The sequence below is a fragment of the Rathayibacter sp. CAU 1779 genome, assembly GCF_054551755.1.
This window is the reverse complement of record NZ_JBTOLK010000002.1, coordinates 533,034-558,491: the sequence shown is the minus strand read 5'-3', so window position 1 is coordinate 558,491 and position 25,458 is coordinate 533,034. Positions and strand designations below refer to the sequence as shown.

Sequence of the window (25,458 nt, the reverse complement as noted above, 5' to 3'; positions counted from 1 at the left end):
GCCCCAAGCCTAGGCAGCAACCCGGTCGTCGCGCCCGGTGAGCGCGAGGAGTCGCGATTGCAGGGGTGCGTCATCGGGCACCGGAACGGGCGAGGCGAACAGTCCACTCGCCTGGAGCGTGTCCTTCTGCGGCGCGAACACCGTCCAGGCCGCTTCGACGAGCGGAGCTCCGAGCTCCTCGTCTGCACCGATTGCGCGGGACAGATCCCAGGTGTGCACGATCACGTCGGATGCCTGCTCCCGCAGGTACGCGCTCGCCGGAACGTTGTCGTACGACAGGTTCACGATCGCGTCCGGGTCGACGGATGCCCACGCCTGTGTCGCCGCCGCCGAGTACCGCTCCCATTCCGCGGCCAGATCCTCGCCGAGCGGCAGAAGGCGGGATCTCGCCTCGCCGACCGTGCGACCCGCCAGAAGCAGCGGAACCCACTGCTGCTCCTCGATGACGTGGCGCACCAGGTCGGAGACGTCCCAGTCGACGTCGGGCGTCGGCGCGCTCCAGTCCACGATGAGGGTGAGGCGCTCGCCGAACGCGGCGTGGGCCTGCTGCTGCACCTGGAGCCAATCGGCGAATGACATGTGGGTCGTCCTCTGTTCGGTGTGCCGGGCTGCCTCGTCCGCAGCGGAGTCTGCTGATGCGGTCCGTGCCTTCTCGGCGTCTGCTGCCGTCGTTGCCGCTTCGGCGGCGGATGCGCGTCCGTGCTCGCGGAACGCTTCGTCGTGCGTGTTCCAGAACCGCGGGTGCCGCGGGATCATTCCTGTCATGTCGGCCCGTTCAGCTTTCAGCGGACGCCACGCCGGTGAGCGCGTCGTCGATCGGTGTCGAGCCGGAGATCAGCTCGAACTGGGTGCGGATCGTCGCGGGCCGTGCCAGGACTGCCGCGATCACCCTGGCGACATCCTCGCGGGGGATCGCTCCGCGCGGAACCCGCTCGGCGAGTTGCACGAGTCCCGTGCCGTCGTCGAGCGTGAGGGATCCCGGCCGCAGGATGGTCCAGTCGAGTCCGGATGCGCGCAGCTCGGCATCCGCGTCACGTTTGGCCACGACGTACGCCTTCCACGACTCGTCGGCGTCGTCGGCGACCGGATCGTCCACGCCCATCGCCGAGACCTGCACGAACCGGCGGATCCCGGCGAGCTCCGCGGCACGCTGTGCCTTCACGGATCCCTCGAAGTCCACGGTGCGCTTGCGCGCCACTCCGGATCCGGGGCCGGCGCCCGCCGAGAACACGATCGCGTCGGCGTCCTCGTAGGCGTGAGCGATGGCATCCGGTTCCGCCTTCTCGATGTCCACCAGCACGCCCTCGCCGCCGAAGCGGTACACGTCGTCGGCGTGATCCTCGTTCCGCACGATTCCGATGAAGTCGTCGCCCCGGTCGTACAGCACCCGCATGAGCTGCTGCGAGATCTTGCCGTGCGCCCCGATGATCGCCACCCGTGTCATGACTTCCATCATGCTCGCCCTCGGCAGCCGACGCAGGTGCCTCGCGACCCTCGGCGAGTGGAACAATGACAGTCGTGTGGTGGCGACGGGACAAGGGCGAGCCGAGGAGCCTCGACGAAAGATTCGGCGTCGGCGTGCAGGTGCACGTGATCGACGACGAACGTCTGGGGCCCAAGGGCTGGGTGGGCGACCCGACCGGCGTCATCATCGCGAGCGCATCGACGCTGGCACACGGCGCCTTCGAGGTGGAAGCCCTCTCGGGGCGCGTGTGGACCGTCGCGTTCGACGATCCGCAGTACCGGGCGGACGGCACCGGGCCGGTGTCGCGTGCCGACATCCCCGAGTACCTGCTCATGACGGCGCCGATCGCCGACGTCGACGACGCCGAAGGAAGCGATTCGTGAGACATCTGCTGTTCTCGTACGGCACGCTGCAGCTCGTTCCCGTGCAAGAGGCCACCTTCGGAAAGCGGATGCCGATGCGCGCCGCATCCCTGCCCGGCTACGTGCTCGACACGGTCACCATCACCGACCCGCACGTCGTCGCGATCAGCGGAAGCGCTGAGCATCCGTTCGCGCGTGCGACGGGGAACGCGGATGACGTCGTCGAAGGAGTCGTGCTCGAGCTCACCGACGATGATCTCGTCGCGGCCGATGAGTATGAGGTGGACGACTACACCCGAGTGGCAGTGACGCTGGGCACGGGAGAGACGGCGTGGCTCTACGTTGACGGGGCGAGCGTCGAGGGCTGAGCCGGCCGGTCGCCCGCGGTGGATGATCCACCGATTCACCGGCTCCGGTGTCGGTCGCCGATTCTATGCTTGAGCCATGCTCATCGAGGGCACCCTTCGGTGGCGGGTCACGGAAGACTGCCCGTGGGACCTGCTGATGGCACTGTGCTTGCGCGATCTCGCCGGACTCGACGGGGTGGGCGATCCGCCCTTGCCGGCCGTGGTCCCCGCCGTGCAGCACCAGCCGGCTGCCGACAGGATGCTCGCCATCGCACCGCTGCACCGCGAACGCCCCGGCTCGACAGGTGGGAGCCCGCTGGATGTCCCGTTCGGCGACGAGCGGACGTCGGCTCTCGGCGAGGAGTGGACCCGTTGGTGGCGCAGGGCCGTGGTGCGGATGAACGCCGTCGCGTCATGGAGCACGTCGTTCGTTCCGCCGCACTTCGCGGCCTTCGACCGTGAACTGGAGCTGCAGGATCTCGTGATCGAGCGGTTCGCGGATGCCGTGGCCTGGTCGAACGCGCGCCGCGCGGAATACCTCGCCGACGATCTGCGCCACCACGACGAGTACTCGGCCGACATCGTCGAAGTGGTGCGGGAGCGCGAACACGAGCTGCGCAGACAGGCCGGATCCTTTCGACTCGACATCGAAGCATTGCCGCTCGCGGAGCCGGGCGCCTGGGTCGTCGGTCCGGACACCGTCGTGATCAGCTGGAGCCTGCGCGACGACCACAGGGCGTTCCGCGACTGGTTCGAGCCGCTCGTCGCGGCCCTTGTGTAGGCCGCCGAACCGCCGGTTGAGCTTGGCTCCCCAGCGCGCACGGCCGTCACGTCGCTTGTGCGACGCGCCGGAACCGGCGGCCGTGGCCCCAAGCTCAACCGGCGGGAGAGCCGACCTGCGCGCTACGCGACGCGCGTCGCAGGCGACTTCGTCAATGCCGGATCGGTCTTCGCGACCGGGCTGATCACCTCGTCGATCCGGGCGAGGGCTCCGGCGTCGAGCTTCACGCCAGCGGCCTCGGCGTTGGATGCGACCTGCTCGGGACGTGATGCCCCGACGATGGCGCCCGCCACGTTCGGGTTCTGCAGCACCCACGCGACAGCGAGCTGCGCGAGAGTGAGCCCCGCCTCGTCGGCGATCGGCTGGAGCTTCTGCACGGCGGTGAGAACATCGTCGGTCAGGAAGTCCTTGATCGCGCCTGCGCCACCCTTCTCGTCCGTGGCACGGCTCCCGGCCGGCAGCTCAGCACCGGGCTTGTACTTGCCGGTGAGCACGCCCTGCGCGACAGGCGACCAGACGATCTGCGAGATGCCGAGCTCCTCAGATGCCGGGACGACCTCGGACTCGATCACGCGCCACAGCATCGAGTACTGCGGCTGGTTGGAGATGAGCTGGAACCCGAGCTCCTTCGAGAGCGCGTGGCCGGCGCGGAGCTGCTCCGCGTTCCACTCGCTCACGCCGATGTAGAGCGCCTTGCCGGCGCGCACGACATCCGCGAACGCCTGCATCGTCTCCTCGAGCGGCGTCTCGTGGTCGTAGCGGTGCGCCTGGTACAGGTCGACGTAGTCGGTGCCGAGACGGGAGAGCGATCCGTCGATCGACTCCATGATGTGCTTGCGGCTGAGTCCGGTGTCGTTGTGGCCGCGCGGACCGGTCGGCCAGTAGACCTTCGTGAAGATCTCGAGCGACGCACGGCGCTGGTCCTTGAGCGCGTCGCCGAGCACCTTTTCGGCGGCCGTGTTGGCGTACGCGTCTGCCGTGTCGAACGTGGTGATGCCTGCCTCGAGAGCGGCGCGCACGGACGCGGTCGCAACCTCGTTCTCGACCTGCGAGCCGTGGGTGAGCCAGTTGCCGTAGATGATCTCCGAGATCTTGAGACCGCTGTTGCCCAGATATCTGAATTGCATGGGTTCAACGTTATCTGGCGGATCCTCGCCGCGTCGCCGCTGCCGCCGAAGCACCGGCGCACGTCGGGTCAGGCGGATACCGGGCCGGCTGTCGGCGGCCGGTGCGAGACTGGAACCGTGGGACGCGGCGACGGACGAGACAGGCAGGTCACCGTCGGTCCGGTCGACGACACGGGCGCCACGAAGCTGCACGTGGACATGGATGCGTTCTATGCCTCCGTCGAGCTGCTCGACCGCCCAGAGCTGCGTGGGCGGCCCGCGATCGTCGGGCACGCATCCGGCCGGTCTGTCGTGTCGAGCGCAACCTACGAGGCGCGACGCAAGGGCGTGCGCAGTGCCATGCCGGTGAGCCAGGCGCTGCGGCTGTGCCCGGATGCGGTCATCCTGGAACCGCATTTCGACAAGTACGCGCACTATTCCAGGCAGGTCGTGGACATCTTCGGGGACGTCACGCCGCTCGTGGAGCAGGTGAGCATCGACGAGGCCTTTCTCGATGTGGCCGGTGCGGTGCGGCTCCTCGGCTCGCCCGCGACGATCGCCGCCGGTATCCGACGTCGAGTGCTCGAGGAGACCGGGCTCACGTGTTCGGTCGGCGTCGCGGGCACGAAGTTCATGGCGAAGCTCGCCTCGACCAAGGCGAAGCCCGACGGGATGCTCGTGGTCCCCATCGCCGACACTCTCGTCTTTCTGCACCCCCTGCCGATCGGCGCGCTGTGGGGCGTCGGCCCCGCCACCCAGGAGACGCTGCACCGCTACGGTCTGCGCACGGTGGGCGACGTCGCCGCCACCCCGCTCGACGTGCTCCGCGGCTGGGTGGGCGACGCGTCCGGCGTGAAGCTGCACCAGCTCGCCAACGGAATCGATCCCCGCGGCGTCGAACCGGTGTCGCGTGAGAAGAGCATCGGACACGAGCAGACCTTCGAGCTCGACGTGACGGATGCCGCGGTGCTGCGCCGAGAGCTGCTGCGGTTGTCCGCTCAGGTGGCGGCCAGGCTGCGCGCGCACGGACTCGCCGCGCGCACGGTCGCGCTGAAGCTGCGCTACGCGGACTTCCGCACGATCTCCCGGTCCAGAACACTCGGTGAACCGAGTGATGTCGGCCGGCGCATCTACGAGGAGGCCGTCGACCTCCTTGATGCGGTGCTGCAGCCGGGTGACGCCATCCGGCTCCTCGGTGTGCGCGGCGAGCAGCTGCTGCCGGCAGGATCCGGGGCCCCTCTGCTCTGGGATCCGGACGAGGAGTGGCGCGATGCGGAGAACGCGGTCGATCGCGTGACGGCGAGGTTCGGCGCGGGAATGGTCACGTCGGCGGCCCTGGTCGGAACGCGGCCGCGAAAGGTGGGCGACACCGCGAATGCCCGGGTCATTCAGGAAGGCGAGGCCGGCCGCATCGGCCACGAGTCCGATGCGAGCGCGGATCCCGATTGATCGCGAACGGATTCCGCGGCATCCTTCTCGACCGACGAGGTCGCGAGTAGCGTTGCCGTATGGCTGACTTCGTGCTCAAGCTCGCCGACTCCGTCACGTCCACCGCGGGTGTGAAAGCCGCCTACGGTGATCCGGTGACACTGGACGACGTCACGGTCATCCCGGTGGCGCTGGCGTGGTTCGGCTTCGGCGGCGGCGAGGGTGAACAGGAACCCGCCGTCGGATCCGGTGGGGGCGGTGGCGGAGCAAGCGTGCCGATCGGCGCCTACATCAAGGACAAGACCGGGGTGCGGTTCGAGCCGAACCCGATCGCCCTGCTGGCTGTCGCCATCCCGTGCGCATGGGTCGTGACGAGGGGCATCGCGCTCGTCTTCAGATCGCTGCGCCGGAAGCGTCGCTGAGTTCGCGGTGCGTCGCCCGCCTCGCTGAAGGTCGCGAAGCGCCCCACCCGTCGCTGATCGCCGTCGTGCGACGTACGCGCCGCTGATCCCGCGGGCATCGCTGCCGAGATGTCGTCGCCGTTGCCGAACCGTCCGGAAGTTCAGGAGACGCTCGGCGAGTCGCCTGCGCCCTCCGCGGCTTCGAGCTCGCGAGCACGTCGCGCCGCCGCCTCGCGGGCGGCCCGCGCCGCGGCGGTGCGTGCCAACTCGGCACGTCGTTCCGCGACGATCCGTTCGAACCGGCGCATGCGCATCACCATGAGGCGGAGCATGACGACGAACGCGAGGGCGACGACGAGCAACACCCACATGATGAACATCGGCGCCTCCTCGTCTCCCGTCCGCGGTCAAGACTACGCGGATGCGGCCCGCTCACCGTGCCGGCGGCATCCGCGACCGTGTGACGGCGGTCGACACCCGTTGGACACGTCGCACGTGACGAGAGGGATCGTGACGAGGTGGAGTGACGTGGCCGTAGTGAAGACGCTCCGGATACCGGTGGCTATACTCGTGCGTTGAACACGGGAGTCCGGTGAGCCGGGCTGAGAGGAAGGTTCTCCAACCTTCGACCGTCGAACCTGATCTGGATCATGCCAGCGCAGGGAGGCCATCTCTGGGGCGCCTCGCACGTGCGGGGCTTCCACCCGTGCCCACGTTTCACACAAACGAAAGGGCACGAATCGTGCACGCCACCATCCCCGCCGCATCCCCCCGGCGCATCTACCGCTGGCGCGTCGTCGACATCATCGTCGCGGCCGTCGTCGGCGTCGCCTCCGGCGTCATCTTCTGGGCGTGGGGACTCGCCTGGACTCCCTTGTCAGCAGCACTGACATTCCTCGGGCCGGGCGCCGCCGGTCTGCTTGCCGGCGGCTGGCTGTTCGCGGGCGTCATCGGCGGTCTCATCGTGCGCAAACCCGGTGCCGCGCTGTTCACGGAGATCGTTGCGGGCGTCGTCGAGATGCTCATCGGCAACGAGTGGGGATTCACGAACTTCATCTGGGCCGCAGTGGAGGGCTTGGGTGCGGAGATCGCGTTCGCGATCCTGCTCTATCGCGTCTGGAACATCGGCGGTGCCGTCTTCGCCGGCGCTCTGGCCGGAGCGTCGACCGGTGTCCTCGACACGACATTCACATCGCTGGCCGCGCTGGATGCCGCCCAGAAGTGGCTGTACTTCGGCACGGCCGTTCTTTCCGGCGCCGTCATCGCCGGCGTCCTCGGCTGGGTCGTGGTGCGCGGCCTGGCCGCGACGGGAGCGCTGAACAGATTCGCCGCAGGTCGCCGCGCGCGGATCGTCGACGATGCGGATCCCGCGGGCGAGGCGGACGACGCCGTTGACGGCTCCACGCAGAGCAGGCGGGCTGAAAGCGCCGTCTGAATGTCCGATCAGCACGAGACCCTACGCGGCTCGCGCGTGCGCGCCAGGGGATGGGGCTGGCGCCACGCCGGCCGGTCCCGCTGGGCGGTCCGCGACCTGGACCTCGAGATAGCAGAGGGCGAACGGGTGCTGCTGCTCGGTGCGAGCGGCGCGGGCAAGTCGACCCTCCTGCACGCCCTCGCCGGCGTCCTGGGCGGGGACGACGAAGGCGAGCCCGTCGGCGAGCTGACCGTCGACGGGCTGACGCCCTCCGCCGCGCGGGACCGCGTCGGGCTCGTTCTGCAGGATCCGGACTCCCAGGTCGTGATGGCCCGGGTCGGCGACGATGTCGCGTTCGGCTGCGAGAACGCGGCCGTGCCGCGAGAGCGCATCTGGCCCCGGGTGCGCGAGGCGCTGGACGCGGTGGGACTCGACCTTCCGCTGGACGCGTCGACGTCCACGCTGTCCGGCGGACAGAAGCAACGGCTCGCGTTGGCCGGCGCGATCGCCATGCGCCCCGGGCTGCTGCTGCTCGATGAGCCGACCGCCAACCTCGATCCCCAGGGCGTTGCCGAGGTGCGGGATGCCGTCGCGCACCTTGCCGAGGAGTCCGGCGCGACCCTGGTCGTGGTGGAGCATCGCGTTTCGGTGTGGGCCGACCTCGTGCACCGCGTGGTGGTGCTGGATGCCGCCGGCGGCATCCTCGCGGACGGTCGGCCGGACGACGTACTGCGTCGCGAGGCATCCACGCTCGACGCATCGGGCGTGTGGGTGCCGGGCATCAGGCCTGAGCGCACGCGGGCACGCGCCGTCTCGGGCGAACGGCTCCTCGCCGGTCGGGACCTCGCGGTCGGCCGCACACCGTTCGGAACGCGGGCGGCGCAGGTGGCGGCATCCGGAATCGACTTCGAGATCGCAGAGGGCCGAGCCCTCGCCGTCGTCGGGCCGAACGGCGCAGGCAAGTCGACGCTGGCGCTCACCGCCGCCGGCCTGATTCCACCGGTGGCGGGAGTGCTAGAGGCTTTGCCGGCGCTGAGCCGCGGCCTGCGACCGGAGCCAGCGAAGTGGCGGTCCCGACAGCTGGTCACGCGAATCGGCACCGTCTTCCAGGACCCGGAGCACCAGTTCGTCCGCGCGACAGTGCGCGACGAGCTCGCAGTGGGACCGCAGGCCGCGGGCGTCGAGCGTGTCGAGATCACGCGACGCATCGACGACCTGCTCGCACGACTGCGGCTCGCGCGGCTCGCCGAAGCGAACCCGTTCACGCTCTCCGGCGGCGAGAAGCGACGGCTGTCCGTGGCGACGGCGATCGCCACGCGCCCCGACCTGCTCGTGCTCGACGAGCCCACCTTCGGGCAGGATGCCCGCACCTGGCGTGAACTCGCAGCCCTGCTCGATGAGCTGCTCACTGCGGGCAGCGCCGTGCTCGCCGTCACGCACGACGACGCCTTCGTGCGGGTGCTGGCGGACGACGTCCTCACGCTGACGCCGAGTGGAGCGGGTGCTCGCACGTCCGCCATCCGCGACGCCGCGGGTGAGGTGCGATGAGCCTCGTCCTCACCGCTGAGCTGCGGTCAAGCCGGATCGCTCGCGTGAACCCCGTGGCGAAGCTGGCGGCCGCCCTCGTCATCTCCCTCACCCTGGTGCTCACGATCGACTGGGTCTCTGCCGGTGTCGCGCTCGTGCTGGAAGGCATCCTCCTGCCGTTCGCAGGAGTCGGCGCCCGGCAGTTCTGGATGCGCACCGCACCCGTGTGGATCGCCGCCGTCGCGGCGGCCGTCGCCACAGCGCTGTACGGCGCCGATTCGGGGGCCGTGCTCTGGGGTCTGGGTCCGGTCACCGTCACGGAAGGATCGTTGTCCCTCGCGGGGGCGATCGCGCTGCGCGTGCTTGCGATCGGCATCCCCGGCGTCATCCTCTTCGCGACCAGCGATCCAACGGAGCTGGCCGACGGTCTCGCTCAGCTGGTGCACCTGCCTGCCCGGTTCGTGCTCGGCGCTCTGGCCGCGGTGCGTCTGGTCGGCCTGTTCATCGACGACTGGCGCGCGCTGGCCAGGGCACGGCGGGCACGCGGCATCGGCGATGGCGGAGGACCGATCGGTGCCCTGCGCCGCCTCGGCTCGCAGTCGTTCGCGTTGCTCGTGCTGTCGCTGCGTCGGGGAAGCAAGCTCGCCACGGCGATGGAAGCGAAGGGATTCGGCGGAGACCGTCAGCGCACATGGGCACGTGAGTCGCACTTCGGACGCGCGGAGGCGGCGATGCTGGTCATCGGCATCGCGATCGCGGTGATCGCGGCCGTGGCCGCGATGAGCACGGGGAGCTGGCACTTTGTCGTCTCGTGACGGGACGGGCGTCGCTGCACCTCGTCGAGACCCGGGATCCCTGTTCCAGAGCTACCGCGCCAGCGCGGATCTGGTCGTCCGGATGGCGACCGCCGCCACCGCCGCGCCCGTCGTCCTGATCGACGGACCGAGCGGGTCCGGAAAGTCCACGTTCGCCGACGCCGTGCTGGCGGCCCGGCCCGACGACACAGTGGAACTGGTGCGCATGGATGACCTCTATCCCGGATGGGACGGGCTCGAGGCCGCATCCGTCAGCCTCGTGTCCGGCCTGCTTGCGCCGCTGCGCACGCGAGGTTACGGCCGCTGGCAGCGGTGGGACTGGGCCGGGTCTGCACCGGCGGAGTGGCACGAGGTGAAGGCGGGGCATCCGCTCATCGTCGAGGGCTGCGGATGCCTGACCCGCGCATCCGCTCGGCTCGCCGACCTGCGCGTGTGGCTGAGCGCCGACGACCAGGTGCGCAAGGGCCGGGCGCTGGCGCGGGATGCCGGCGGATTCGACGCGCACTGGGACGCCTGGCAGAGGCAGTGGGAGCGCCTCGTCGGGCGTGACCGGTCCGACGGGCTGGCGGACGTCGGGGTCGAGACGACGGATGGGCTCCGGCTCGTGGTTCCGCGTCGTTCCGGGGGAGTGGAACCCGCTGCGCGGTAGCGTTAGCGCATGAGCGATTCTGCAACCGAGTACATCGTCGAGTACGTCGACGGACCGCTGGCAGGCACGGCCGAGCGTCGCTACCTCGTACGGGGCGAGTACGACAAGGCGGTGAGCGCGTACGCCGCGATCGACGGGGTGGAGTCGCAGTTCCAGTACAAGGCGGTCGACAGCCGCGAGGTGCAGGGCACCTTGCATGTTCGGTACTCCTTCGACGCACCGGACAGCGACCCGTACGAGAGCGACCCCGAGGATGATCCCTCGCGCTGAATCAGCGCAACCCGGGCGTGTTCCAGGTCACGCCCAGCCGAGCTCGTGGAGCTCCTCGTCGTCGATGCCGTAATAGTGCGCAATCTCGTGCACGAGCGTGATGTGCACCTCGTCGCGCAGCTCTTCCTCGTCGGAGCAGATGGCCAAGAGGGACTCCCGGTAGAGGACGATGCGGTCGGGCATCTCGCCGAATCCGTATCTGTCACGTTCCGTCAGCGCGACGCCGTCGTACTCGCCGAGGAGGTCGAGCGACCCGTCCGACGGGCGATCTTCCACCAGGAACGCCACGTTCTCGAGCCCGTCGACCATGTCGTCGGGCAGCGCATCCAGCTCGTCGACGACGAGTCGCTCGAAGACGTCGGCATCCATGCTCATCACGTGACCAGCGTGCCACGAGCGGTTGCTCATGCGGCGGCGGGACGGATCCCCGGTGCACCGATTGCGACCGCGTCGCGGAAGCGGTACGCGTTATTCGATCAATGGCCTCGTGCTGGAAAGGCCGGCCGGGTACACTCGTTCGACCGGTGGGGGGCCTGCCGGACCGACTCCGGAGCCGTTCCGGACCAGCCCGACACGAGGACCGATGTCTGATCCATCCAACGCCACTCCGATCGGAGGCGGCTTCGCACAGGCCGTGGCGTCGCCGCCGTACAGCGGTCCGCCGAGCGTCGCGCCGCCCAGCACCGGTGGCCCCGTCACGGGTGCGCCCGTCACGTCGCAGCCCATCATCACCACGCCGCCGACCGGTGACGGACTCACCGGGGTTCCCGCCGTCGCCGTCGGAGGACGACCCCCGTCGCGCTACACGATCACCGGGACACTCGGTGAGGGCGGCACGTCAGTCGTCTATGCCGCGGTGGACGAGCACCTCGGCCGCGAGGTGGCCGTCAAGGTCTTCAAGCACGAGATCTCGGGCGAGGACTCCGCTCGTCAACAGGGCGAGATCGATGTGCTCGCCGGGTTGAGCCACCACGGCGTCGTGACGCTGATCGATGCCGGGATCGCGCCGGATCCACAGGGCGCCCAGCACCGTTACCTCGTGCTGGAACGTGTCGAGGGCAGCGATCTTCGCACGTGGATCGACCACGGCACCATCTCGCCGAGGCACATCGCCGAGGTCGGATACGACCTCGCCGAAGCGCTCGAATACGTGCACGGGCACGGCGTCATCCACCGGGACCTCAAGCCGGGCAACGTGCTCATCGTCGCCGACGGCGAGAACGGCGGACGCGCCAGGGCGCAGCTGACCGACTTCGGCATCGCACTCACCCCGGGCATGGCGCGGGCGACGGTCGACGGCGTCACCACCGGCACGGCGGCCTATCTGAGCCCGGAGCAGGCGCGGGGGGACGACCTCAGCGGCGCGAGCGACGTGTATTCGCTGGGTCTCGTGCTCTTGGAGTGCCACACGCGCGCGCTCGCGTTCCCCGGCGGCCCCGTGCAGTCGGCGATCGCACGGTTGTCGACCGATCCGGCCATCCCCAAGGAGCTGCCCGAGCAGTGGCGGATGCTCCTGGCGGCGATGACCGCGCGAGACCCCCGGGAACGTCCGACCGGCCGCGAGCTTGTCGCCGCCCTTCGCCAGCTGATGCTCACCGAGAGCAGCCGTCACCGTGCGGTTCCTGCCGGCACGGTCCCCGAGCTCTCCCTGACCGGATCGTTCGACAGGATCACAGCGATCGCCGCGCGTACGTGCCACGCCGAATCGTCGGTGCTGGGACTCGTCCAAGGAGAGGCGGTTCGGGTCGTGTCGCGCACGGGAGAGGCATCCGGCGACCTTGACTGGCTCTGTCGTGCGGTCTCCTCCGGCGGCGAGCCGGTACTGGTCGAGGATGGGTCCGCAGATCCGCGTTCGGGAGCGTGGGTGTCGGCAGAGGACGACGCTGTCCCGCCGTTCTGCATCGGACTTCCTGTCAGATCACGCGGCGGCAGGGTGATCGGCGCGCTCTGCGTCTCGGGCGCGGAGCCCAGGCAGTTGGACCACGGGCAACTCGAGACTCTTCATGACCTCGTCGCTCTCGCCGGCCTGATGCTCGCCTGGGACGCCGACGCCGCGCGTCTGCGGACCACAGCAGCCTGATCCACGGGGTGTTCAAGTCGCCTGCGCGCCCTGACCGTTCCGGTGGGCCGATCGCGAGCACGCGACCGGCCCACCTCTGACTTTCCGCTAGGGCTTCACCACGCCGAAGGCGCCGGCGGCGGCACCACCGCCGGACGGTCGTCGCAGGTGATCGTGTTCGGGAGTTCCCACGACGCCATCCAGTCGCCGGTGGTGTTGACTCCGCTCGACGTGTTGCCGCCAAGATCCTGCACCGCGAACTCGCTGCCTGCTGGCGTGAAGTCGAACGCCCCGCAGTTGTTGATGCCGACGGCGCCCACGTTCCGCGCCTGAACGTTCTGGAACGACGCAGACCCCGCCGACCTGGCGCTCAGCACCGAGGTTCCCGTGCCGTCCACCGTGATGTTCGAGAAGTGCACGTTCGTGATCGAGTACTGATCCTTCACCGGGAAATCGGTCACCAGCATGATCGCGTTGTACGTGTTGTCGAGGAACGCATCCCCGGTCACCTCGATGTCGGCGTCGATGTTCCTCTCCAGGGCGTAGAACCAGATGGCGCCGAGGCCGATCTGCCAGTTCAGTTCGAACGTGCCGGCCCGCACGGTGGTGTTGTTCGTGATCCAGAGGTGTCCGGTGAACGCCTCTGCACCGAATCGCGAGCCGACCTGGATGCCGCTGCCCTCACGGATCGGGTCCGCCACCAGGTTGTTCGACACCGTGTTGTCGGTGCCGCCGTAGAGTGCGATGCCGTTGGCGAGCACGGGCGTCTGCACTGTGTTGTGGTCGAACGTGTCGTGAGCGTCCTCCACCTTGTCCGACCACATCGCGAGGGCGTCATCACCGGTGTTGCGGATGACGTTGTTGCGCACCACCGAGTTCGTGACGCCGCCGTGGAAGTTGACGCCGTCCGCGATCTGGTCGACGATCTGCGAGTTGGTGATGGACACGTCGTTCATCGGACCGTCGAGCCAGATGCCCACCTTGGTGTGCTGGATGTAGAGGCCGTCGAACGTGGAGTCGTTGAACGCTCCGCCGATGCCGTTCACCTGGTCGGTGTCGATCCGCTCGCGAACGTCGCCCTCGATCGCGAATCCGGACAGGTGCACGTTGTGGCTGCCTCCGGCCGTGGCGTCCTTGCCGTAGAAGCCGACGCCGGTGTGCACAGACCCGTCGGCGGCCGGTGTCGACAACGTCACCTGGTGACCCTTGATGATCGTGTACCAGCTGCCCGCGCCCTCGATCGTGACGTTGTCGACGAGGATGTGCCGGTTCACCTGGTAGGTCCCCGGCGGCACGTAGACCTTCAGGTGGGTCTTCTTCGCGAACGCGATCGCTTTGTCGAACGCGTCGGCCGAGTCGCGCTTGCCGAACGGATCCGCGCCGAACGCAAGCACGTTCGCCGCGACGAGGTCCACCTTGGGGAGCGCGACCTTCTGGGTGTCGAGCAGGTCGATCACGGTCGTGGAGGCGTTCGACGAGGCAGGCGCGGTGAGCCGCAGGGTGGTGCCGGCGGGCAGGGTGCGGTCCAGCAGCATCCGCTGTTCGTCGTAGAAGTGGTTGGGCCGGAAGGGGGCAGGGAACGTGGTGGTCGTGCCGGGTGCGCAGTTGCACTCCACGGTCCACCAGTCCGGTTCGATCGACGTGGTCAGCGTCGGATCGTTCGAGAACGGATACGCGTTGTACAGCCACGAATACTGCGAGGTGAGCGTCATCGTCTTGCTGAGACCTGTCGAGCTCACCGTGAGCGGAGCGGTGATGCCGCCTCCGCTCGGCGCATCCGGGATGCTGTACCGCACGGTGATGGCGTTGGTCGCCGCCGGCAGCGTGAACTGCACGTACTGGCCGGGTTTCAACGAGACCGCGGAGCGTCCGGATGCTTCCGCCGGCAGCGTGTATGCGTCGGTCGACGGCCCGATCACCGTGCCGTTCGTCACAGCCTTCTCGGCTTCCTGCTCGACGAAGCCCAGGTCCGCTCCCCGCCCCGAGACCAGGCTGGGGTCGAGCGCGGCGCGAGTCGGCGCAGGGGATGGGGCACCGTGCGCCGCGAAGGCGGGCGCCCCCACTCCCGTGACCAGACCCGCCGTCAGGGTCACGGTTGCGGCAAGCGTCGCTGCGAGACGGATCCGTCTGGCAGTGCGTGGCGGATCGACCCGGCTGACAGAGCGCGCCGAGGCGCGTTGGTGCGGGGTTTCGGTCATCGTCGACTTCCTCTCGTCAGGTGTGCGTGCACCCGGCGACCTGGACGGCGCAACGCTGCGCACCCGCCGTGAGCGAGGCGACAGTACGTCCGTGCGAACCGTCGACACAAGGGGTTCTTATGAAATGTCTGTGATCTGTCGAGTTCTTGCGAAAGCGCTCGCAACCGATGCGTGTGAGCCACTGCCATCCACTCACGCTTACCGAAATCCGACGGAAGCGACGAAGGCTCGACACGACCGCTCGGCCGTGGAACGGTGGGACGATGACCGATCGACCGACGGATAGCGGAAGCTGTGTCACCCTGCACCGGGCGGGCCTAGGCGATGCCGAGGCGATCACGCGCTTGGTAGGCGAGGCGTATGCGAAGTGGGTGCCGGAACTGGGATATCGACCGCTGCCCATGACCGTCGACTACTCGCGTGCGGTGGTCGAGCATCGGATCGACGTTCTCCGCGAAGGCGGCGAGCTCCTCGGCCTGATCGAGACGAGCATCGACGCCGAGGGGCTCCTGGTGGTCAACGTCGCCGTGGCGCCGCGACGGCACGGCGAGGGACTCGGGCGGCGACTGCTCGCACACGCGGAAGAGCTGGCGCGCGAGGCCGGATGCGGCAGCATCCGTCTCTACACGAACGCGAAGATGACGAGCAACATCGCGCTGTACGAACGGATCGGCTACGTGCGCGAACGCGAAGAGGCCGTCAACGGTGGCGCGATCGTGCACCTGACGAAAATGCTGATCTGACCGATTTCCACGGCGATCAGCGTCGTGCGCACCATTCCCGCGTCGACCTCTGCACTGGAGCAAACGAGACCGTGCTCGGCTCTCCTTGGGGTGAGTAACGGGGCTTGAACCCGCGACCTCCTGGACCACAACCAGGCGCTCTACCAGCTGAGCTATACCCACCATGCCGCCCGTCGCCGGGCAACCAGACGATTCTATTACATGCCGGAGGCTTCAATGGACATGCGCGGTTCCCACCGCTCGACGACCTCCGCAGCGATCTTCTGGCAGGTCTCCGAAGTCGGCCCTGGCTCCGCGGTGAACACTGCGCGGCGGTAGTAGTCGAGCTCTCGAATGGACTCGCGGATGTCCGCGAGCGCCCGGTGTCCGCCGTTCTTCTCCGGCGCGTTGAAGTACACGCGCGGGAACCACCGGCGGGAGAGCTCCTTGATCGACGACACGTCGACATTGCGGTAGTGCAGGTGCGCATCGAGCCGCGGCATGTACTTGGCGAGGAACATGCGGTCGGTGCCGATCGTGTTGCCGGCCAGCGGAGCCTTCTGCTCATTCGGCACGAACTGCAGGATGTACTCCATCACCTCGTACTCCGCCTCGGCGAGGCTCTTGCCGTTCGGGATCTCCTCGATCAGCCCGCTCGTGGTGTGCATCTGGCGTACGAAGTCGCCCATGTTGTCGAGGGCGCTCTGGTCCGGCTTGATGATGATGTCGATGCCCGGATCCAAGGGCACGAGGTCGAAGTCGGTGACCACCACGGCGATCTCGACCAGTTCGTCGACCTCGAGGTCGAGTCCGGTCATCTCGCAGTCGATCCACACGAGGGCGTCGTTCGCAGCTGGCATGGGCTGAAGTCTATCGACGGCCCCTGACCGTGCCGCTCCGATGCAGGCGGCGATCGGCCGCGAGTCGCAGTGCCGAGTGCGCAGCCTCCGATGCCGGGCCAGGCCCGAATCGCCGGGCTCGCCCGTAGACTCCGACTGTGGAGTTGCAGCTGTTCACGTCGGCGTTCTGCGAGCCGTGCATGCAGACACGCGGCGTGCTCGCGGAGGCGGAGCGGCTGGTTCCGGATGCCACGGTCACCGAGTTCGACGTCGTGCGTTTCGAGGAACGCGCGCGGGCCGCGGGAATCCGAGCGACACCGACCGTCGTCGTGCTGGACTCGAAGGGCGACGAGGTGTTCCGTGCGGTCGGGGTCCCGACACTCGCACAGGTGCTCGTCGCCGCGGCGAAGGCGGTCTGAGCGCTGCTAGTGCTCTGCGGATGACGTCGGCAGCGGCATCCGGATCTGTTCCACGCATCGGCGACAGGGGAGGGGAAAGTGGCTGAGCGCAATCGTGTGACCCCGATGGGCGACATCATCGCCACCCCGTTGCGAGGTGCCTGGACGGGCAACAAAGGGCGGGTCCACGAGGGCCACGAGATCGTGCGCTTCCACAGCGGCAAGCTGTGGATCGTGTGCGCCCTCGAGTTCCGTGGACGCTGGCAGAAGCAGTGGCAGCCCCACCACTACACGTTCCTCTTCTTCCACGACGAGGCCGTCGCCTTCGCGGCAGGGCACCGGCCGTGCGCAGAGTGCAGGCACGGCGCCTACGTCGACTATGTGGATGCCTGGCACGAGTCGCTTGGCGGCCCGCGGCCGTCCGCGGCGGACGTCAACGATCGCCTGCACGCCGAGCGTCTGCATCCGCGGTCCCATCGTCGTCGGATCCACGAGACACCCTGGACGGATCTCCCCGACGGCGCGTTCGTGCTCGACGACGGCACACCGCGCCTCGTGCTCGGCGACGCCCTCGTCGAATGGACCCCCGCTGGATACGCGGGGCGGTCGAAACGTCCGGGGCGCGGAACAGCCGCGACCGTCACCCCTCCCGCAACGCTCGCGGTGCTGCGTGCGGGGTATCCGGTGCAGATCGACACCTCCGCGACACGGTGAAACCGCGTCCGGCTGCGACGGATGTCACGCCTGACAGGACCGCCGCACGTCGTCATACCGCGGCTGAACGACAGACGCCGGACCGAGTGCCCGCCTACGGTAGCCTGGAATCCGCCCAGCGCGTCTCACCAAGACGGCGCACGCCCCCGTAGCTCAGCGGATAGAGCAGGAGCCTTCTAATCTCTTGGTCGCAGGTTCGATTCCTGCCGGGGGCACACAAGGATTCCTGCCGGGGGCACCGGATCTCGGGAGCTTCCTCGCCCACTTCATTCCTGCGCCGACGTCGTCGACGGCTGCGGCAGCTTCTCGACCTTGAACCCGGTGATGCCGTACAGCACGCTCAGGATCGGGCTCGCGTAGTTGAAGATCGCGAACGGCAGGTACACGGGCGTTGCCACGCCCAGGACGGCGCTCATGAAGGCGCCGCACGAGTTCCACGGCACAAGCGCCGACGTCACCGTCCCGCTGTCCGCGACGAGCCGGGAGAGGTTCGTCGGAGCCAGCCCGCGCTTCTCGAACTCCACCCGGTAGATCCGAGCAGGCAGTACCAGCGCGATGTACTGATCGCCGGCAACGATGTTGAGGCCGAACGCCGTCCCGAACACGGTCACATAGAGAGCTCCTCGGGACTTGGCGGCAGCGATCACGGGATCGAGGAGACGCGAGATGAGACCGAACTCTTCGAGGATCGCGCCGAAGGTGACCGCGCCGATGATGAGCAGGATCGTGAGCAGCATGCTGTCCATGCCGCCGCGACTGAGAAGTCGGTTGATCTCGTGGAACGGCGTGTCGATCGTGAAGCCGTTGGCCATGGCGAGCCAGATGCCTTTGATCGAGCCGAGAATCGGGTTGGCGGCTGATCCCGCGGCGAAATCGTGCATCACCGCCGGCTGAGTGAAGGCTCCCAGAATGCCTGCGAACACGGCGGATGCCATCAGCGTGAGCTGAGCGGGCACCTTGCGCACCGAGAGCACGATGAGGAACACCAGCGGCAAGAGGTTCAGCGGGTTGATCCAGAAGACGGAGCTCAAGCTGTGCAACTCGACCTCTTCCGACAACGGTGGGTGAACCGAAGCCGACGCGCTCAGGCCGATGATGAGGAAAGCGACGAAGGCGATGAGGAACGCCGGCACCGAGGTCCACGCCTGTTTGCGGATGTGCCGGTAGATGTCCACGCCGACGAGCTGAGCACTCAGGATGGACGTCTCGGACAACGGCGAGAGCTTGTCTCCCAGGTACGCGCCGGAGATGACCGCCCCTGCTGTGATTGCGGGGGAGACCCCGAGCATCCCTGCGATACCGACCAGACCGACACCGATGGTGGCTGCCGTGGTCCATGAGCTTCCGATGGAGAGCGCGATGACCCCGCAGATCAGAGCGGTTGCAGCGTAGTACCAGGATGGCGCGAGAACTTGGATGCCGTAGTACACGAGGGTGGGAATCGTGCCCGACAGGTTCCAGGTGCCGATCAGCGCACCGACCGAGAGAAGGATGAAGATCGCGCTCGTCAGCGACGACAGCGCGGTCTGGCCGGCGTGCTCCACTCTGTGCCAGGAGTGTCCGTTCTTCAGGGCGATGAGCGAGGCCACCATCGCGCTGAGGATCAGGGCCACCTGGATCGGGCCGTCCAGGGCATCCAGCCCGAACAGGGCCAGCCCGCCGGCGATCAAGACCGCAAGCGTGACGAGAGGAATGATCGCGTCGGCCAGCGATGGCGGGCGCACCTTCCGTTTGGAGGGCGGCGGCCCGGGTTCACCGCTCGCGGGCTTCCCGTCTACAGGCCGATCGGTACCCGCCATGGCAGCCCCCCGCGTCTTCGGATCTCACCATATGCGCCACACAACACGGGTCACAAGGTTGCGCGCGGCATCGCCGGGATCGCGCTTCGCGACGGACGGATCAGTCCGTGACCTCCACCGCGAGCTCCGACAGTCGGTCCTCGAGCGACTCCTCGTGTCCGGTGATGGTGACGACGGCGTCACCGTGCACGACGACGAACTGGCCGTAGCGTCCCTCGAGACGCCATGCGTCGCCTGGCCCGGCCCACGTGGCGATCCCGTAGCGGTCCATCGGCGCCGGACGGCCGGTCTCGACCCAGGACGCGTGCATCGCACCCACCCATTCGGGAGAGACAAGCGAGCGTCCCTTCCAGCTGCCATGATCCAGCAGCACGTCTCCGATGCGAGCCAGTTCGTCGGTGCGCAGCTCGAGTCCTGTGCCTCCGATGATGTATCCGAGCGGGCATCGGTGCCACTGCGGGTTGTCGATCCCCAGCGGATCGAAGAGGCGGGGAAGGAGCCAGTCGCGGACGTCCCCGACGACCGTCGCGAGCATCCGCATGGCCACGTACGTGCTCACGTCGGAGTACTGGAACCGCCTGCCTGGCGTGGGGCGCGAGAGCATCTCGGCTGCGAGGTCGGGCCAGGGGACGGGCTCGTGCCCGAACCAGAGGAAGTCGATTCCGCTCGACATCGTGAGCAGGTGCCGCAGAGTCACGTGCTCCACGCCGTCACCGAGCTGAAGCTCGGGGAGCGCGTCTGGTACGCGCAGGTCCAGCGAGACGAGACCTGCGTCGACGGCCATGCCCGTGGCCAGCGCGCACACGCCCTTCGAGACCGAGTAGAGGTTCTCCCGATCGTCGCTGCGCCAGCGGTGCGAGGCGATGTGATCGCCGATTCGGATGTGCACCCCGTACACGCCGATCTTCTCGGTGTCCACGGCGGTGACGAAGCGTTCCACGGCGATGTCGGCGGAGTTCATCCCAGTCCTTTCTCGAAGGAACGCGCCCGGGGCTCGGGAGCACGACGATGGGCACGCGCTACGGCGGTTGCAGGTCGTCCGTTCATGATCGTCCGGATCCGGGCGTGCAGCAATCGCTCGGCTTCGAGGACGCGCCGCCGGCGGAACACAGACGATGTGTCAGCCCAGTATCCGGTCCAGACCGAGCCGTGCGACGCGATCCGGATCGGCCAGGATGTCGATCCGGGCGATGGTGTCGCCGGAGAAGGTGATCGCCATCACGGCGGCGGCCTGGCCACCGAGCGACACGACCATGCCGACGGCACCGTTGATCAGCGCGGGAACGAGCTCGGCATCCGAACGATGGAACTGGCGGGCGTGTGCTGCGACCTGCTCGGGCCCGCTTCGGCGTACGGTCGCCTCGGGGAAGGCACGTCCGCCATCGGACCGCAGTACGACGTCGGGGGAAAGGACGTCGAGCAGATCGTCGAAGCGTCCGGCGCGGGAAGCGGCGAAGAAGGCGTCGACGACCTCGCGCTGGCGACTCAGGTTGCTCGCGAGCGACGAGCGGTCCGCACCCCGGATGCGCTGCCTGGCCCGGCTCGCCAGTTGCCGCGTCGCCGCGGGCGTGCGGTCCAGCATCGTGGCGATGTCGTCGAACGGTACCTCGAACATGTCATGCAGCACGAATGCGAGGCGCTCTGCAGGCGCGAGCGTGTCGAGCACGAGCTGAAGCGCCAGTCCGACCGAGTCGGCGAGCACGGCCTCGTCCTCAGGCGAGGCGTGGCCCTGCGACACCCCGCCGAGCGAGGACACCACCGGATCGGGCACGCCGTCCTCGAGCGGGTACTCCCGCCGCGTCCGTCGGGCGCGCAGCAGGTTGAGGCTGACCCGGGCGACGATCGTGGTGAGCCAGGCGGAGAGGTTGTCCACGCCGTCCGCGTCGGCCTTGCTCAGCCGCAGCCAGGCTTCCTGGAGCGCGTCGTCGGCATCCGCCGTCGAGCCCAGCACGCGGTAGGCGACAGCGCGTAGTCGCGGGCGGTTGCGCTCGAATCCCTCGGCGAGCCATTCCTTGTCGGTCATCGGTCACATTCCTTCGTCGAGCCGTGTCGTAGGGAATGACACCCGGAATCCGGATGATGTGACAGGAGACGATGCCATGAGCACGCGAGACACGCTACCGACAGAGCCGATGACAGAGGGCTCGGGCGAACGTCATCAGGCCGTTCAGCAGCAGGCGAGCCCATCATCCGCCATTCTGCCGCCGGAGGCTCTCACTCCTGACGTCGTGGGGGAATGGTCTCTCGACGCAGCAGAGTCGACTGTGGAGTTCACATCGGCGGTCCTTGGCGGATGGATGCCGGCGCACGGCGGATTCACGAACCTCGCCGGGCGAGTCGTCGTCGGGCCGAAGGGTCGCGTATCCGCCCGGATCACCGTCGACACCACATCGCTGTCGACGCGCATCCCGACGATGACCATGCACCTGCGGACCTCAGGACTTCTGGCGGTGAAGAAATACCCGAGCGCCGGCTTCGAGCTCGACGGTCTCATCGTGCACGGTTCGAGCGCGGAGGTCAGGGGCCGCCTCACCGCACTCGGCGTGACGCGGGACGCGTCCATGACCGCCACGGGCGAGCTGACCGCGGGCGGTCTCTTCCGGCTGGAGGGCGAGGCCGTGCTGCACCGGAGTGAGTTCGGGGTGAGGTGGAACGTGCTGAAGATGGTGCCAGAGGATGTCCGGCTCGGCGTGCGACTCGTCTTCGTGAAGGTCGCACCCGATCGGCGGACGTCTCACGCGTAGAGACGCGCGCACGCCGGGGTGTGCGTCCTCGACGAGGTGGTCGTGGCATCCGTCAGCGGTTCGGTTCGAGTCGATCGAGGAGCTCGACCGCCGCTCGGGCATACTCGCCGATCCACCGGTCGTGCAGTCGCTTGATCGGCAGGGGAGCGAGTGCGAGACGGCGTTCGCGGCCCACCTTCCGTCCCGTCACGAGTTCGGCGCGCTCGAGCACTCGCAAATGCTGCAGCACAGTGGTGCGGTCGAGTTCCGGAAAGGCGGCGCACAGCTCTCCGGTTGTGCGATCGGATGCCTTCAGCACGTCGAGCATCCGACGTCGCGTCGGCGACGCCAGAGCCTTGAACACCGCGTCGTCCGCGTCGTCGTGCTCGTCGTTCGACGGGGGTGCGACCAGGGGGTTGCCGTCCGACGATGACATGTTGTAAAACTATCACATGAGTGAGAATGAGCAGAACACAGACACGGCGGATGATCGTGCGGACGCGCAGGTCACCGCCCGACCCGCGCTCGAAGTCACGGACGGACCTCTGGAGGAACTGCGCTTCCTGGTCTCCGGATACGTTCGAAGGCCCGTGGCCCAGACCTACGAGGCCGTCGCCGATCCCGAACAGCTCTCGCGCTACTTCACGACGGGAGGAGCACAGGGCAGGCTCGAGCCGGGCGCGACCGTGACGTGGGACTTCAGCGACTTTCCCGGTGCGTTCCCGGTGGAGGTGCTCGAAGCAGACCCGCCGCGGCGCATCGTGATCGCCTGGGGCGGCAACGAGACGGTCGATCCGCAGGGTCGCACGACGACGACGTTCGAGTTCGAACCCGTGGACGACGACACTCGCACCCTTGTCACGATCACCGAGTCCGCCTGGCGGGCGACGCCGCTGGGGGCTCAGAGCGCCTTCGGCAACTGCGAAGGCTGGACCGGGATGCTCACAGCACTGAAGGCGTGGGTCGAGCACGGCATCAACTTGCGCGACGGGTTCTACGTCTGACCCTCACCGTGTGATGGAGTACAAGGGTGATTCATGTCGAGTTCGACGGCCCTCTTCAATCCGAACGCCTGACTCTCCGAATGATGACGATGCGCGACGTCGATGCGATCTATGCGCACGAATCGCGTGACGACGTGTGCCGCTACCTTCTGTACGAACCACGCACACGTGACGAAGTCGCCGAGAAGATCGCCGACTGGTCGACCAGGACGCGTCTTGCGGAGGAGAAGGACTTCCTCCAGCTTGCGGTCGAAGAGCGTGAGAGTCGACGGGTGCTCGGTGAGATCTACTTCGCGGTCACCAGCACCGAGCATCAGACGACCGAGATCGGCTGGGTGTTCCACCCGGACAACCAAGGGCACGGATATGCCACGGAGGCGGCGGAAACGATGCTCGGGTTCGCCTTCGGGACGGTGGAGGCCCACCGGGTGATCGCGGAACTCACGCCGGAGAACACGGCGTCCGTTGCGGTGTGCCGACGCCTCGGCATGCGTGAAGAGGCGCATTTCGTGCAGGACATGCTCGTCAAGGGCAACTGGGAGGACACCGGCGTCTACGCGATGCTGCGCAGCGAATGGACGGATCGCCTGCTTCACCCGTGAAGGGCGTCTTCCCCAGGGCCACAGGCTGCCGGCGGACGAGACGCGAGCTTCGGACGCGGCCCCTGCGGGCGCCACCGAGCGTTGCACACCGGAAACACGCCAGGCATAGGGTTCAACTCATGCGCGAACTTCAGGCGGAGATCATCCGCGAACTGCATGTCGAACCGAGCATCGATCCGGCGGCCGAGGTGGAGGCGCGCGTCGCCTTCCTCGCGGACTATGCCGTGGCATCCCACGCCCGCGGATTCGTGCTGGGCATCAGCGGCGGCCAGGACTCGTCGCTCACCGGCAGGCTCTGCCAGCTCGCGACGGAACGGCTCCTGGCGTCTGGTGTCGACGCGGAGTTCATCGCCGTCCGTCTTCCCTATGCTGTGCAGGCGGACGAGGCGGATGCGCAGCTCGCCCTCGAGTTCATCCAGCCCCAGCGGGTCGTCACCTTCAACGTGCAGGGCGGAGTGGACGGCGTCGCCGACGAATTCGCGAATGCTCTCGACGAGCCCATCCGCGACTTCACGAAGGGCAACGTCAAGGCACGGATGCGCATGGTCGCCCAATACGCGCTCGCCGGCCAGCGCGGACTCCTCGTAGTGGGCACCGACCACGCGGCCGAGGCAGTGACGGGCTTCTTCACGAAGTACGGCGACGGGGGAGTGGATCTCACTCCGATCACCGGGCTCACCAAGAGCCAGGGCAGGCAGCTGCTCGAGCACCTCGGCGCTCCGGCGCGGCTCTACGAGAAGTCGCCGACGGCGGACCTGCTCGACGACACCCCCGGCCAGACCGACGAGGACAACCTGGGCATCAGCTACCGGAACATCGACGCGTACCTCGAGGGGCTCGACGTCTCAGACGAGATCGCCGAGGCGATCGAGGCGAAGTACCGAGCGACCGAGCACAAGCGCCGGGTGCCGGCGACGCCGTTCGACACCTGGTGGCGCGCGTAGGATGTTGCGGGCTCTGGCGCCGACGGACATAGCGAGGGGGCCGACGCTCGGCGTCGGCCCCCTCGTCCTCGATCGCGGTCGGGCGATCAGTCTCCCTGCAGACCCGTCGACGTGCGCTGTGCGTACGAGCCGACAGCGGTGTAGTCGTCGAGCACGGCGGTGTCATCCGTGTAGCCGGGTTCGTCCGCCTGGTCCGTCGATCCGTCCGCAGCGCTCTGCGGAGAGCCCACCTGCGTCTGCGTGTCGTCGTCATCTGTTGACGGCGCCGGCCGGGCGTCCGTCTGGGATGCGTGACGTTCGTGGTGGCGTCGGGCGACCCACGCATCCTGGTCCGCGTACGCGGACTCCTCGGACGTCGAACGGTCGAAGCGCCACCTCTCGAGGTCCTCGAGGAAGAGCCGCCGCGAACGACGCGGCTTGTTCTGCCACTCCACCAAGCGGTCGCGGAACTCCACGATGGCGGGCTCCAGGCTGTAGCCGTAGGTCGCGGAATTGCGCTTCAGGTCTGCCAGCTGATGCGACGCCCAGTCGGCGGCCACCGCCGCGCCCTTCACGGGCAGCAAACGCACCAGAATGTCGGCCTGCCCCACGGAACGGTCGGAGAGCACCTGCTCGCCCGGCGTGAGCGAGTTCCAGACGGATGCCTCGACTGCGGCATCCACGAGGGCTGCGACGGCTGCGGCCTTCTGCTCGCGCTCTTCACGCGAGAGCAGACCGCGGATGGCGCCACGCGCGATCCACGCCGACAACAGTCCGGAGACGATGATGGCGACGAGGAGCACGACGGCAGCGAAAACCACCGGCTGCGCGTCCCCCGACGTGAGCCATCCCCAGAAGTCATTCCACCACTGCATACTGCGGACAGTAGCCGCCTCGGGGTGGAACCCGGCG

At 68.2% G+C, this 25,458-nt stretch carries 30 protein-coding genes, 2 tRNA genes and 1 riboswitch; of the genes, 19 read left to right on the top strand and 13 right to left on the bottom strand.

Going from position 1 to position 25,458, the window contains the following annotated elements; all coding sequences use genetic code 11:
* Nucleotides 1-9 precede the first annotated feature (9 nt).
* Complete coding sequence (locus ACX9R5_RS13575; protein ID WP_459409555.1) at nt 10-765, bottom strand: TIGR03086 family metal-binding protein; 756 nt, start codon at nt 763-765, stop codon at nt 10-12.
* Between the two features lie 10 nt (nt 766-775).
* A complete protein-coding gene (locus tag ACX9R5_RS13570; RefSeq protein WP_459409554.1) occupies nt 776-1,444 on the bottom strand; it encodes an SDR family oxidoreductase in 669 nt (222 codons plus the stop codon).
* Between the two features lie 65 nt (nt 1,445-1,509).
* On the opposite strand from ACX9R5_RS13570, the gene ACX9R5_RS13565 reads away from it, so the two are divergent.
* The 3 genes from ACX9R5_RS13565 to ACX9R5_RS13555 all read left to right on the top strand — a co-directional run bounded on the left by ACX9R5_RS13565 (nt 1,510) and on the right by ACX9R5_RS13555 (nt 2,955).
* Nucleotides 1,510-1,848: a hypothetical protein gene (locus tag ACX9R5_RS13565; protein ID WP_459409553.1), complete on the top strand. Its 339-nt coding sequence runs from the start codon at nt 1,510-1,512 to the stop codon at nt 1,846-1,848.
* Nucleotides 1,845-2,195: a gamma-glutamylcyclotransferase family protein gene (locus tag ACX9R5_RS13560; protein WP_459409552.1), complete on the top strand. Its 351-nt coding sequence runs from the start codon at nt 1,845-1,847 to the stop codon at nt 2,193-2,195. The genes ACX9R5_RS13565 and ACX9R5_RS13560 overlap by 4 nt, the downstream gene beginning before the upstream one ends.
* A gap of 76 nt (nt 2,196-2,271) precedes the next feature.
* Complete coding sequence (locus ACX9R5_RS13555; RefSeq protein ID WP_459409551.1) at nt 2,272-2,955, top strand: hypothetical protein; 684 nt, start codon at nt 2,272-2,274, stop codon at nt 2,953-2,955.
* A 122-nt stretch (nt 2,956-3,077) separates the two neighbouring features.
* Here ACX9R5_RS13555 and ACX9R5_RS13550 read toward each other — a convergent pair whose 3' ends face one another.
* The gene (locus ACX9R5_RS13550) at nt 3,078-4,082 is read right to left on the bottom strand and encodes an aldo/keto reductase family protein (RefSeq protein ID WP_459409550.1); all 1,005 of its coding nucleotides are present in this window, start codon (nt 4,080-4,082) and stop codon (nt 3,078-3,080) included.
* A 117-nt stretch (nt 4,083-4,199) separates the two neighbouring features.
* Here ACX9R5_RS13550 and dinB point away from each other — a divergent pair, with 117 nt between their 5' ends.
* Both dinB and ACX9R5_RS13540 read left to right on the top strand, forming a co-directional pair.
* On the top strand, nt 4,200-5,510 hold the full coding sequence (gene dinB / locus ACX9R5_RS13545) for a DNA polymerase IV (RefSeq protein WP_459409549.1): 1,311 nt from the start codon (nt 4,200-4,202) through the stop codon (nt 5,508-5,510).
* Between the two features lie 59 nt (nt 5,511-5,569).
* A complete protein-coding gene (locus ACX9R5_RS13540) occupies nt 5,570-5,911 on the top strand; it encodes a hypothetical protein (protein ID WP_459409548.1) in 342 nt (113 codons plus the stop codon).
* 140 nt (nt 5,912-6,051) lie between these two features.
* Here the strand turns inward: ACX9R5_RS13540 and ACX9R5_RS13535 are convergent, their stop codons facing one another.
* Nucleotides 6,052-6,270, bottom strand: a complete 219-nt coding sequence (locus ACX9R5_RS13535) for a hypothetical protein (protein WP_459409547.1) — start codon at nt 6,268-6,270, stop codon at nt 6,052-6,054.
* Nucleotides 6,271-6,461: 191 nt separating this feature from the next.
* Nucleotides 6,462-6,572, top strand: a riboswitch (TPP riboswitch).
* Between the two features lie 60 nt (nt 6,573-6,632).
* Between ACX9R5_RS13535 and ACX9R5_RS13530 the strand changes: the two genes are divergently transcribed.
* The 5 genes from ACX9R5_RS13530 to ACX9R5_RS13510 all read left to right on the top strand — a co-directional run bounded on the left by ACX9R5_RS13530 (nt 6,633) and on the right by ACX9R5_RS13510 (nt 10,565).
* Nucleotides 6,633-7,325, top strand: a complete 693-nt coding sequence (locus tag ACX9R5_RS13530; protein ID WP_459409546.1) for an ECF transporter S component — start codon at nt 6,633-6,635, stop codon at nt 7,323-7,325.
* Nucleotides 7,326-8,852: an ABC transporter ATP-binding protein gene (locus ACX9R5_RS13525; protein WP_459409545.1), complete on the top strand. Its 1,527-nt coding sequence runs from the start codon at nt 7,326-7,328 to the stop codon at nt 8,850-8,852.
* Nucleotides 8,849-9,646 (top strand): energy-coupling factor transporter transmembrane component T family protein, encoded by a 798-nt coding sequence (locus ACX9R5_RS13520; RefSeq protein ID WP_459409544.1) that lies wholly within the window; start codon nt 8,849-8,851, stop codon nt 9,644-9,646. Before ACX9R5_RS13525 ends, ACX9R5_RS13520 begins: the two co-directional genes overlap by 4 nt.
* Nucleotides 9,647-9,728: 82 nt before the next feature.
* Nucleotides 9,729-10,295: a nucleoside/nucleotide kinase family protein gene (locus ACX9R5_RS13515; RefSeq protein WP_459409543.1), complete on the top strand. Its 567-nt coding sequence runs from the start codon at nt 9,729-9,731 to the stop codon at nt 10,293-10,295.
* A gap of 9 nt (nt 10,296-10,304) precedes the next feature.
* On the top strand, nt 10,305-10,565 hold the full coding sequence (locus tag ACX9R5_RS13510) for a hypothetical protein (protein WP_459409542.1): 261 nt from the start codon (nt 10,305-10,307) through the stop codon (nt 10,563-10,565).
* A gap of 27 nt (nt 10,566-10,592) precedes the next feature.
* Here ACX9R5_RS13510 and ACX9R5_RS13505 read toward each other — a convergent pair whose 3' ends face one another.
* On the bottom strand, nt 10,593-10,940 hold the full coding sequence (locus ACX9R5_RS13505) for a metallopeptidase family protein (RefSeq protein WP_459409688.1): 348 nt from the start codon (nt 10,938-10,940) through the stop codon (nt 10,593-10,595).
* 208 nt (nt 10,941-11,148) lie between these two features.
* Between ACX9R5_RS13505 and ACX9R5_RS13500 the strand changes: the two genes are divergently transcribed.
* Nucleotides 11,149-12,645 carry a GAF domain-containing serine/threonine-protein kinase gene (locus ACX9R5_RS13500; RefSeq protein ID WP_459409541.1) on the top strand — a complete coding sequence of 499 codons (1,497 nt, stop codon included), beginning with the start codon at nt 11,149-11,151 and terminating at the stop codon, nt 12,643-12,645.
* Between the two features lie 95 nt (nt 12,646-12,740).
* Here the strand turns inward: ACX9R5_RS13500 and ACX9R5_RS13495 are convergent, their stop codons facing one another.
* Nucleotides 12,741-14,822 carry a glycosyl hydrolase family 28-related protein gene (locus ACX9R5_RS13495; protein ID WP_459409540.1) on the bottom strand — a complete coding sequence of 694 codons (2,082 nt, stop codon included), beginning with the start codon at nt 14,820-14,822 and terminating at the stop codon, nt 12,741-12,743.
* Nucleotides 14,823-15,085: 263 nt separating this feature from the next.
* Between ACX9R5_RS13495 and ACX9R5_RS13490 the strand changes: the two genes are divergently transcribed.
* The gene (locus ACX9R5_RS13490; RefSeq protein WP_459409539.1) at nt 15,086-15,565 is read left to right on the top strand and encodes a GNAT family N-acetyltransferase; all 480 of its coding nucleotides are present in this window, start codon (nt 15,086-15,088) and stop codon (nt 15,563-15,565) included.
* An 86-nt stretch (nt 15,566-15,651) separates the two neighbouring features.
* Here ACX9R5_RS13490 and ACX9R5_RS13485 read toward each other — a convergent pair.
* Nucleotides 15,652-15,727 (bottom strand) — tRNA-His (locus tag ACX9R5_RS13485).
* Between the two features lie 35 nt (nt 15,728-15,762).
* Complete coding sequence (gene orn / locus ACX9R5_RS13480) at nt 15,763-16,404, bottom strand: oligoribonuclease (protein ID WP_459409538.1); 642 nt, start codon at nt 16,402-16,404, stop codon at nt 15,763-15,765.
* Nucleotides 16,405-16,541: 137 nt separating this feature from the next.
* Here orn and ACX9R5_RS13475 point away from each other — a divergent pair, with 137 nt between their 5' ends.
* The 3 genes from ACX9R5_RS13475 to ACX9R5_RS13465 all read left to right on the top strand — a co-directional run bounded on the left by ACX9R5_RS13475 (nt 16,542) and on the right by ACX9R5_RS13465 (nt 17,710).
* Nucleotides 16,542-16,802, top strand: coding sequence for a thioredoxin domain-containing protein (locus tag ACX9R5_RS13475; RefSeq protein WP_459409537.1), 261 nt, complete (start codon nt 16,542-16,544; stop codon nt 16,800-16,802).
* Nucleotides 16,803-16,880: 78 nt separating this feature from the next.
* A complete protein-coding gene (locus ACX9R5_RS13470; RefSeq protein WP_459409536.1) occupies nt 16,881-17,495 on the top strand; it encodes a hypothetical protein in 615 nt (204 codons plus the stop codon).
* 142 nt (nt 17,496-17,637) lie between these two features.
* A tRNA-Arg gene (locus ACX9R5_RS13465) sits at nt 17,638-17,710 on the top strand.
* A 51-nt stretch (nt 17,711-17,761) separates the two neighbouring features.
* Here the strand turns inward: ACX9R5_RS13465 and nhaC are convergent.
* From nhaC to ACX9R5_RS13450, 3 genes are all read right to left on the bottom strand, one after another.
* A complete protein-coding gene (gene nhaC, locus ACX9R5_RS13460) occupies nt 17,762-19,219 on the bottom strand; it encodes a Na+/H+ antiporter NhaC (RefSeq protein WP_459409535.1) in 1,458 nt (485 codons plus the stop codon).
* 175 nt (nt 19,220-19,394) lie between these two features.
* Entirely contained in the window at nt 19,395-20,255 is an 861-nt protein-coding gene (locus ACX9R5_RS13455; protein ID WP_459409534.1) for a serine hydrolase domain-containing protein, read from the bottom strand.
* A gap of 159 nt (nt 20,256-20,414) precedes the next feature.
* On the bottom strand, nt 20,415-21,317 hold the full coding sequence (locus ACX9R5_RS13450) for a sigma-70 family RNA polymerase sigma factor (RefSeq protein ID WP_459409533.1): 903 nt from the start codon (nt 21,315-21,317) through the stop codon (nt 20,415-20,417).
* Nucleotides 21,318-21,393: 76 nt separating this feature from the next.
* Here ACX9R5_RS13450 and ACX9R5_RS13445 point away from each other — a divergent pair, with 76 nt between their 5' ends.
* Nucleotides 21,394-22,038, top strand: a complete 645-nt coding sequence (locus ACX9R5_RS13445) for a YceI family protein (protein WP_459409532.1) — start codon at nt 21,394-21,396, stop codon at nt 22,036-22,038.
* 52 nt (nt 22,039-22,090) lie between these two features.
* On the opposite strand, the gene ACX9R5_RS13440 is transcribed toward ACX9R5_RS13445, so the two are convergent.
* A complete protein-coding gene (locus ACX9R5_RS13440) occupies nt 22,091-22,453 on the bottom strand; it encodes an ArsR/SmtB family transcription factor (protein ID WP_459409531.1) in 363 nt (120 codons plus the stop codon).
* Nucleotides 22,454-22,469: 16 nt separating this feature from the next.
* On the opposite strand from ACX9R5_RS13440, the gene ACX9R5_RS13435 reads away from it, so the two are divergent.
* The 3 genes from ACX9R5_RS13435 (at nt 22,470) to nadE (ending at nt 24,567) form a co-directional block, all read left to right on the top strand.
* The gene (locus tag ACX9R5_RS13435; RefSeq protein ID WP_459409530.1) at nt 22,470-23,021 is read left to right on the top strand and encodes an SRPBCC family protein; all 552 of its coding nucleotides are present in this window, start codon (nt 22,470-22,472) and stop codon (nt 23,019-23,021) included.
* A gap of 26 nt (nt 23,022-23,047) precedes the next feature.
* Nucleotides 23,048-23,623 carry a GNAT family N-acetyltransferase gene (locus ACX9R5_RS13430; RefSeq protein WP_459409529.1) on the top strand — a complete coding sequence of 192 codons (576 nt, stop codon included), beginning with the start codon at nt 23,048-23,050 and terminating at the stop codon, nt 23,621-23,623.
* A gap of 119 nt (nt 23,624-23,742) precedes the next feature.
* On the top strand, nt 23,743-24,567 hold the full coding sequence (gene nadE / locus ACX9R5_RS13425; protein ID WP_459409528.1) for an ammonia-dependent NAD(+) synthetase: 825 nt from the start codon (nt 23,743-23,745) through the stop codon (nt 24,565-24,567).
* 86 nt (nt 24,568-24,653) lie between these two features.
* Here nadE and ACX9R5_RS13420 read toward each other — a convergent pair whose 3' ends face one another.
* On the bottom strand, nt 24,654-25,421 hold the full coding sequence (locus ACX9R5_RS13420) for a hypothetical protein (protein WP_459409527.1): 768 nt from the start codon (nt 25,419-25,421) through the stop codon (nt 24,654-24,656).
* Nucleotides 25,422-25,458: the final 37 nt, after the last annotated feature.

What these genes read in the sequence shown, in the direction of transcription:
- ACX9R5_RS13575 (WP_459409555.1), bottom strand. Translation starts at nt 765, where the DNA reads ATGACAGGAATGATCCCGCGGCACCCGCGGTTCTGGAACACGCACGAC.
- ACX9R5_RS13570 (WP_459409554.1), bottom strand. Translation starts at nt 1,444, where the DNA reads ATGACACGGGTGGCGATCATCGGGGCGCACGGCAAGATCTCGCAGCAG.
- ACX9R5_RS13565 (WP_459409553.1), top strand. Translation starts at nt 1,510, where the DNA reads ATGACAGTCGTGTGGTGGCGACGGGACAAGGGCGAGCCGAGGAGCCTC.
- ACX9R5_RS13555 (WP_459409551.1), top strand. Translation starts at nt 2,272, where the DNA reads ATGCTCATCGAGGGCACCCTTCGGTGGCGGGTCACGGAAGACTGCCCG.
- ACX9R5_RS13550 (WP_459409550.1), bottom strand. Translation starts at nt 4,082, where the DNA reads ATGCAATTCAGATATCTGGGCAACAGCGGTCTCAAGATCTCGGAGATC.
- ACX9R5_RS13540 (WP_459409548.1), top strand. Translation starts at nt 5,570, where the DNA reads ATGGCTGACTTCGTGCTCAAGCTCGCCGACTCCGTCACGTCCACCGCG.
- ACX9R5_RS13535 (WP_459409547.1), bottom strand. Translation starts at nt 6,270, where the DNA reads ATGTTCATCATGTGGGTGTTGCTCGTCGTCGCCCTCGCGTTCGTCGTC.
- ACX9R5_RS13525 (WP_459409545.1), top strand. Translation starts at nt 7,326, where the DNA reads ATGTCCGATCAGCACGAGACCCTACGCGGCTCGCGCGTGCGCGCCAGG.
- ACX9R5_RS13520 (WP_459409544.1), top strand. Translation starts at nt 8,849, where the DNA reads ATGAGCCTCGTCCTCACCGCTGAGCTGCGGTCAAGCCGGATCGCTCGC.
- ACX9R5_RS13515 (WP_459409543.1), top strand. Translation starts at nt 9,729, where the DNA reads ATGGCGACCGCCGCCACCGCCGCGCCCGTCGTCCTGATCGACGGACCG.
- ACX9R5_RS13510 (WP_459409542.1), top strand. Translation starts at nt 10,305, where the DNA reads ATGAGCGATTCTGCAACCGAGTACATCGTCGAGTACGTCGACGGACCG.
- ACX9R5_RS13505 (WP_459409688.1), bottom strand. Translation starts at nt 10,940, where the DNA reads ATGAGCATGGATGCCGACGTCTTCGAGCGACTCGTCGTCGACGAGCTG.
- ACX9R5_RS13500 (WP_459409541.1), top strand. Translation starts at nt 11,149, where the DNA reads ATGTCTGATCCATCCAACGCCACTCCGATCGGAGGCGGCTTCGCACAG.
- ACX9R5_RS13495 (WP_459409540.1), bottom strand. Translation starts at nt 14,822, where the DNA reads ATGACCGAAACCCCGCACCAACGCGCCTCGGCGCGCTCTGTCAGCCGG.
- ACX9R5_RS13490 (WP_459409539.1), top strand. Translation starts at nt 15,086, where the DNA reads ATGACCGATCGACCGACGGATAGCGGAAGCTGTGTCACCCTGCACCGG.
- orn (WP_459409538.1), bottom strand. Translation starts at nt 16,404, where the DNA reads ATGCCAGCTGCGAACGACGCCCTCGTGTGGATCGACTGCGAGATGACC.
- ACX9R5_RS13455 (WP_459409534.1), bottom strand. Translation starts at nt 20,255, where the DNA reads ATGAACTCCGCCGACATCGCCGTGGAACGCTTCGTCACCGCCGTGGAC.
- ACX9R5_RS13450 (WP_459409533.1), bottom strand. Translation starts at nt 21,317, where the DNA reads ATGACCGACAAGGAATGGCTCGCCGAGGGATTCGAGCGCAACCGCCCG.
- ACX9R5_RS13445 (WP_459409532.1), top strand. Translation starts at nt 21,394, where the DNA reads ATGAGCACGCGAGACACGCTACCGACAGAGCCGATGACAGAGGGCTCG.
- ACX9R5_RS13440 (WP_459409531.1), bottom strand. Translation starts at nt 22,453, where the DNA reads ATGTCATCGTCGGACGGCAACCCCCTGGTCGCACCCCCGTCGAACGAC.
- ACX9R5_RS13435 (WP_459409530.1), top strand. Translation starts at nt 22,470, where the DNA reads ATGAGTGAGAATGAGCAGAACACAGACACGGCGGATGATCGTGCGGAC.
- nadE (WP_459409528.1), top strand. Translation starts at nt 23,743, where the DNA reads ATGCGCGAACTTCAGGCGGAGATCATCCGCGAACTGCATGTCGAACCG.
- ACX9R5_RS13420 (WP_459409527.1), bottom strand. Translation starts at nt 25,421, where the DNA reads ATGCAGTGGTGGAATGACTTCTGGGGATGGCTCACGTCGGGGGACGCG.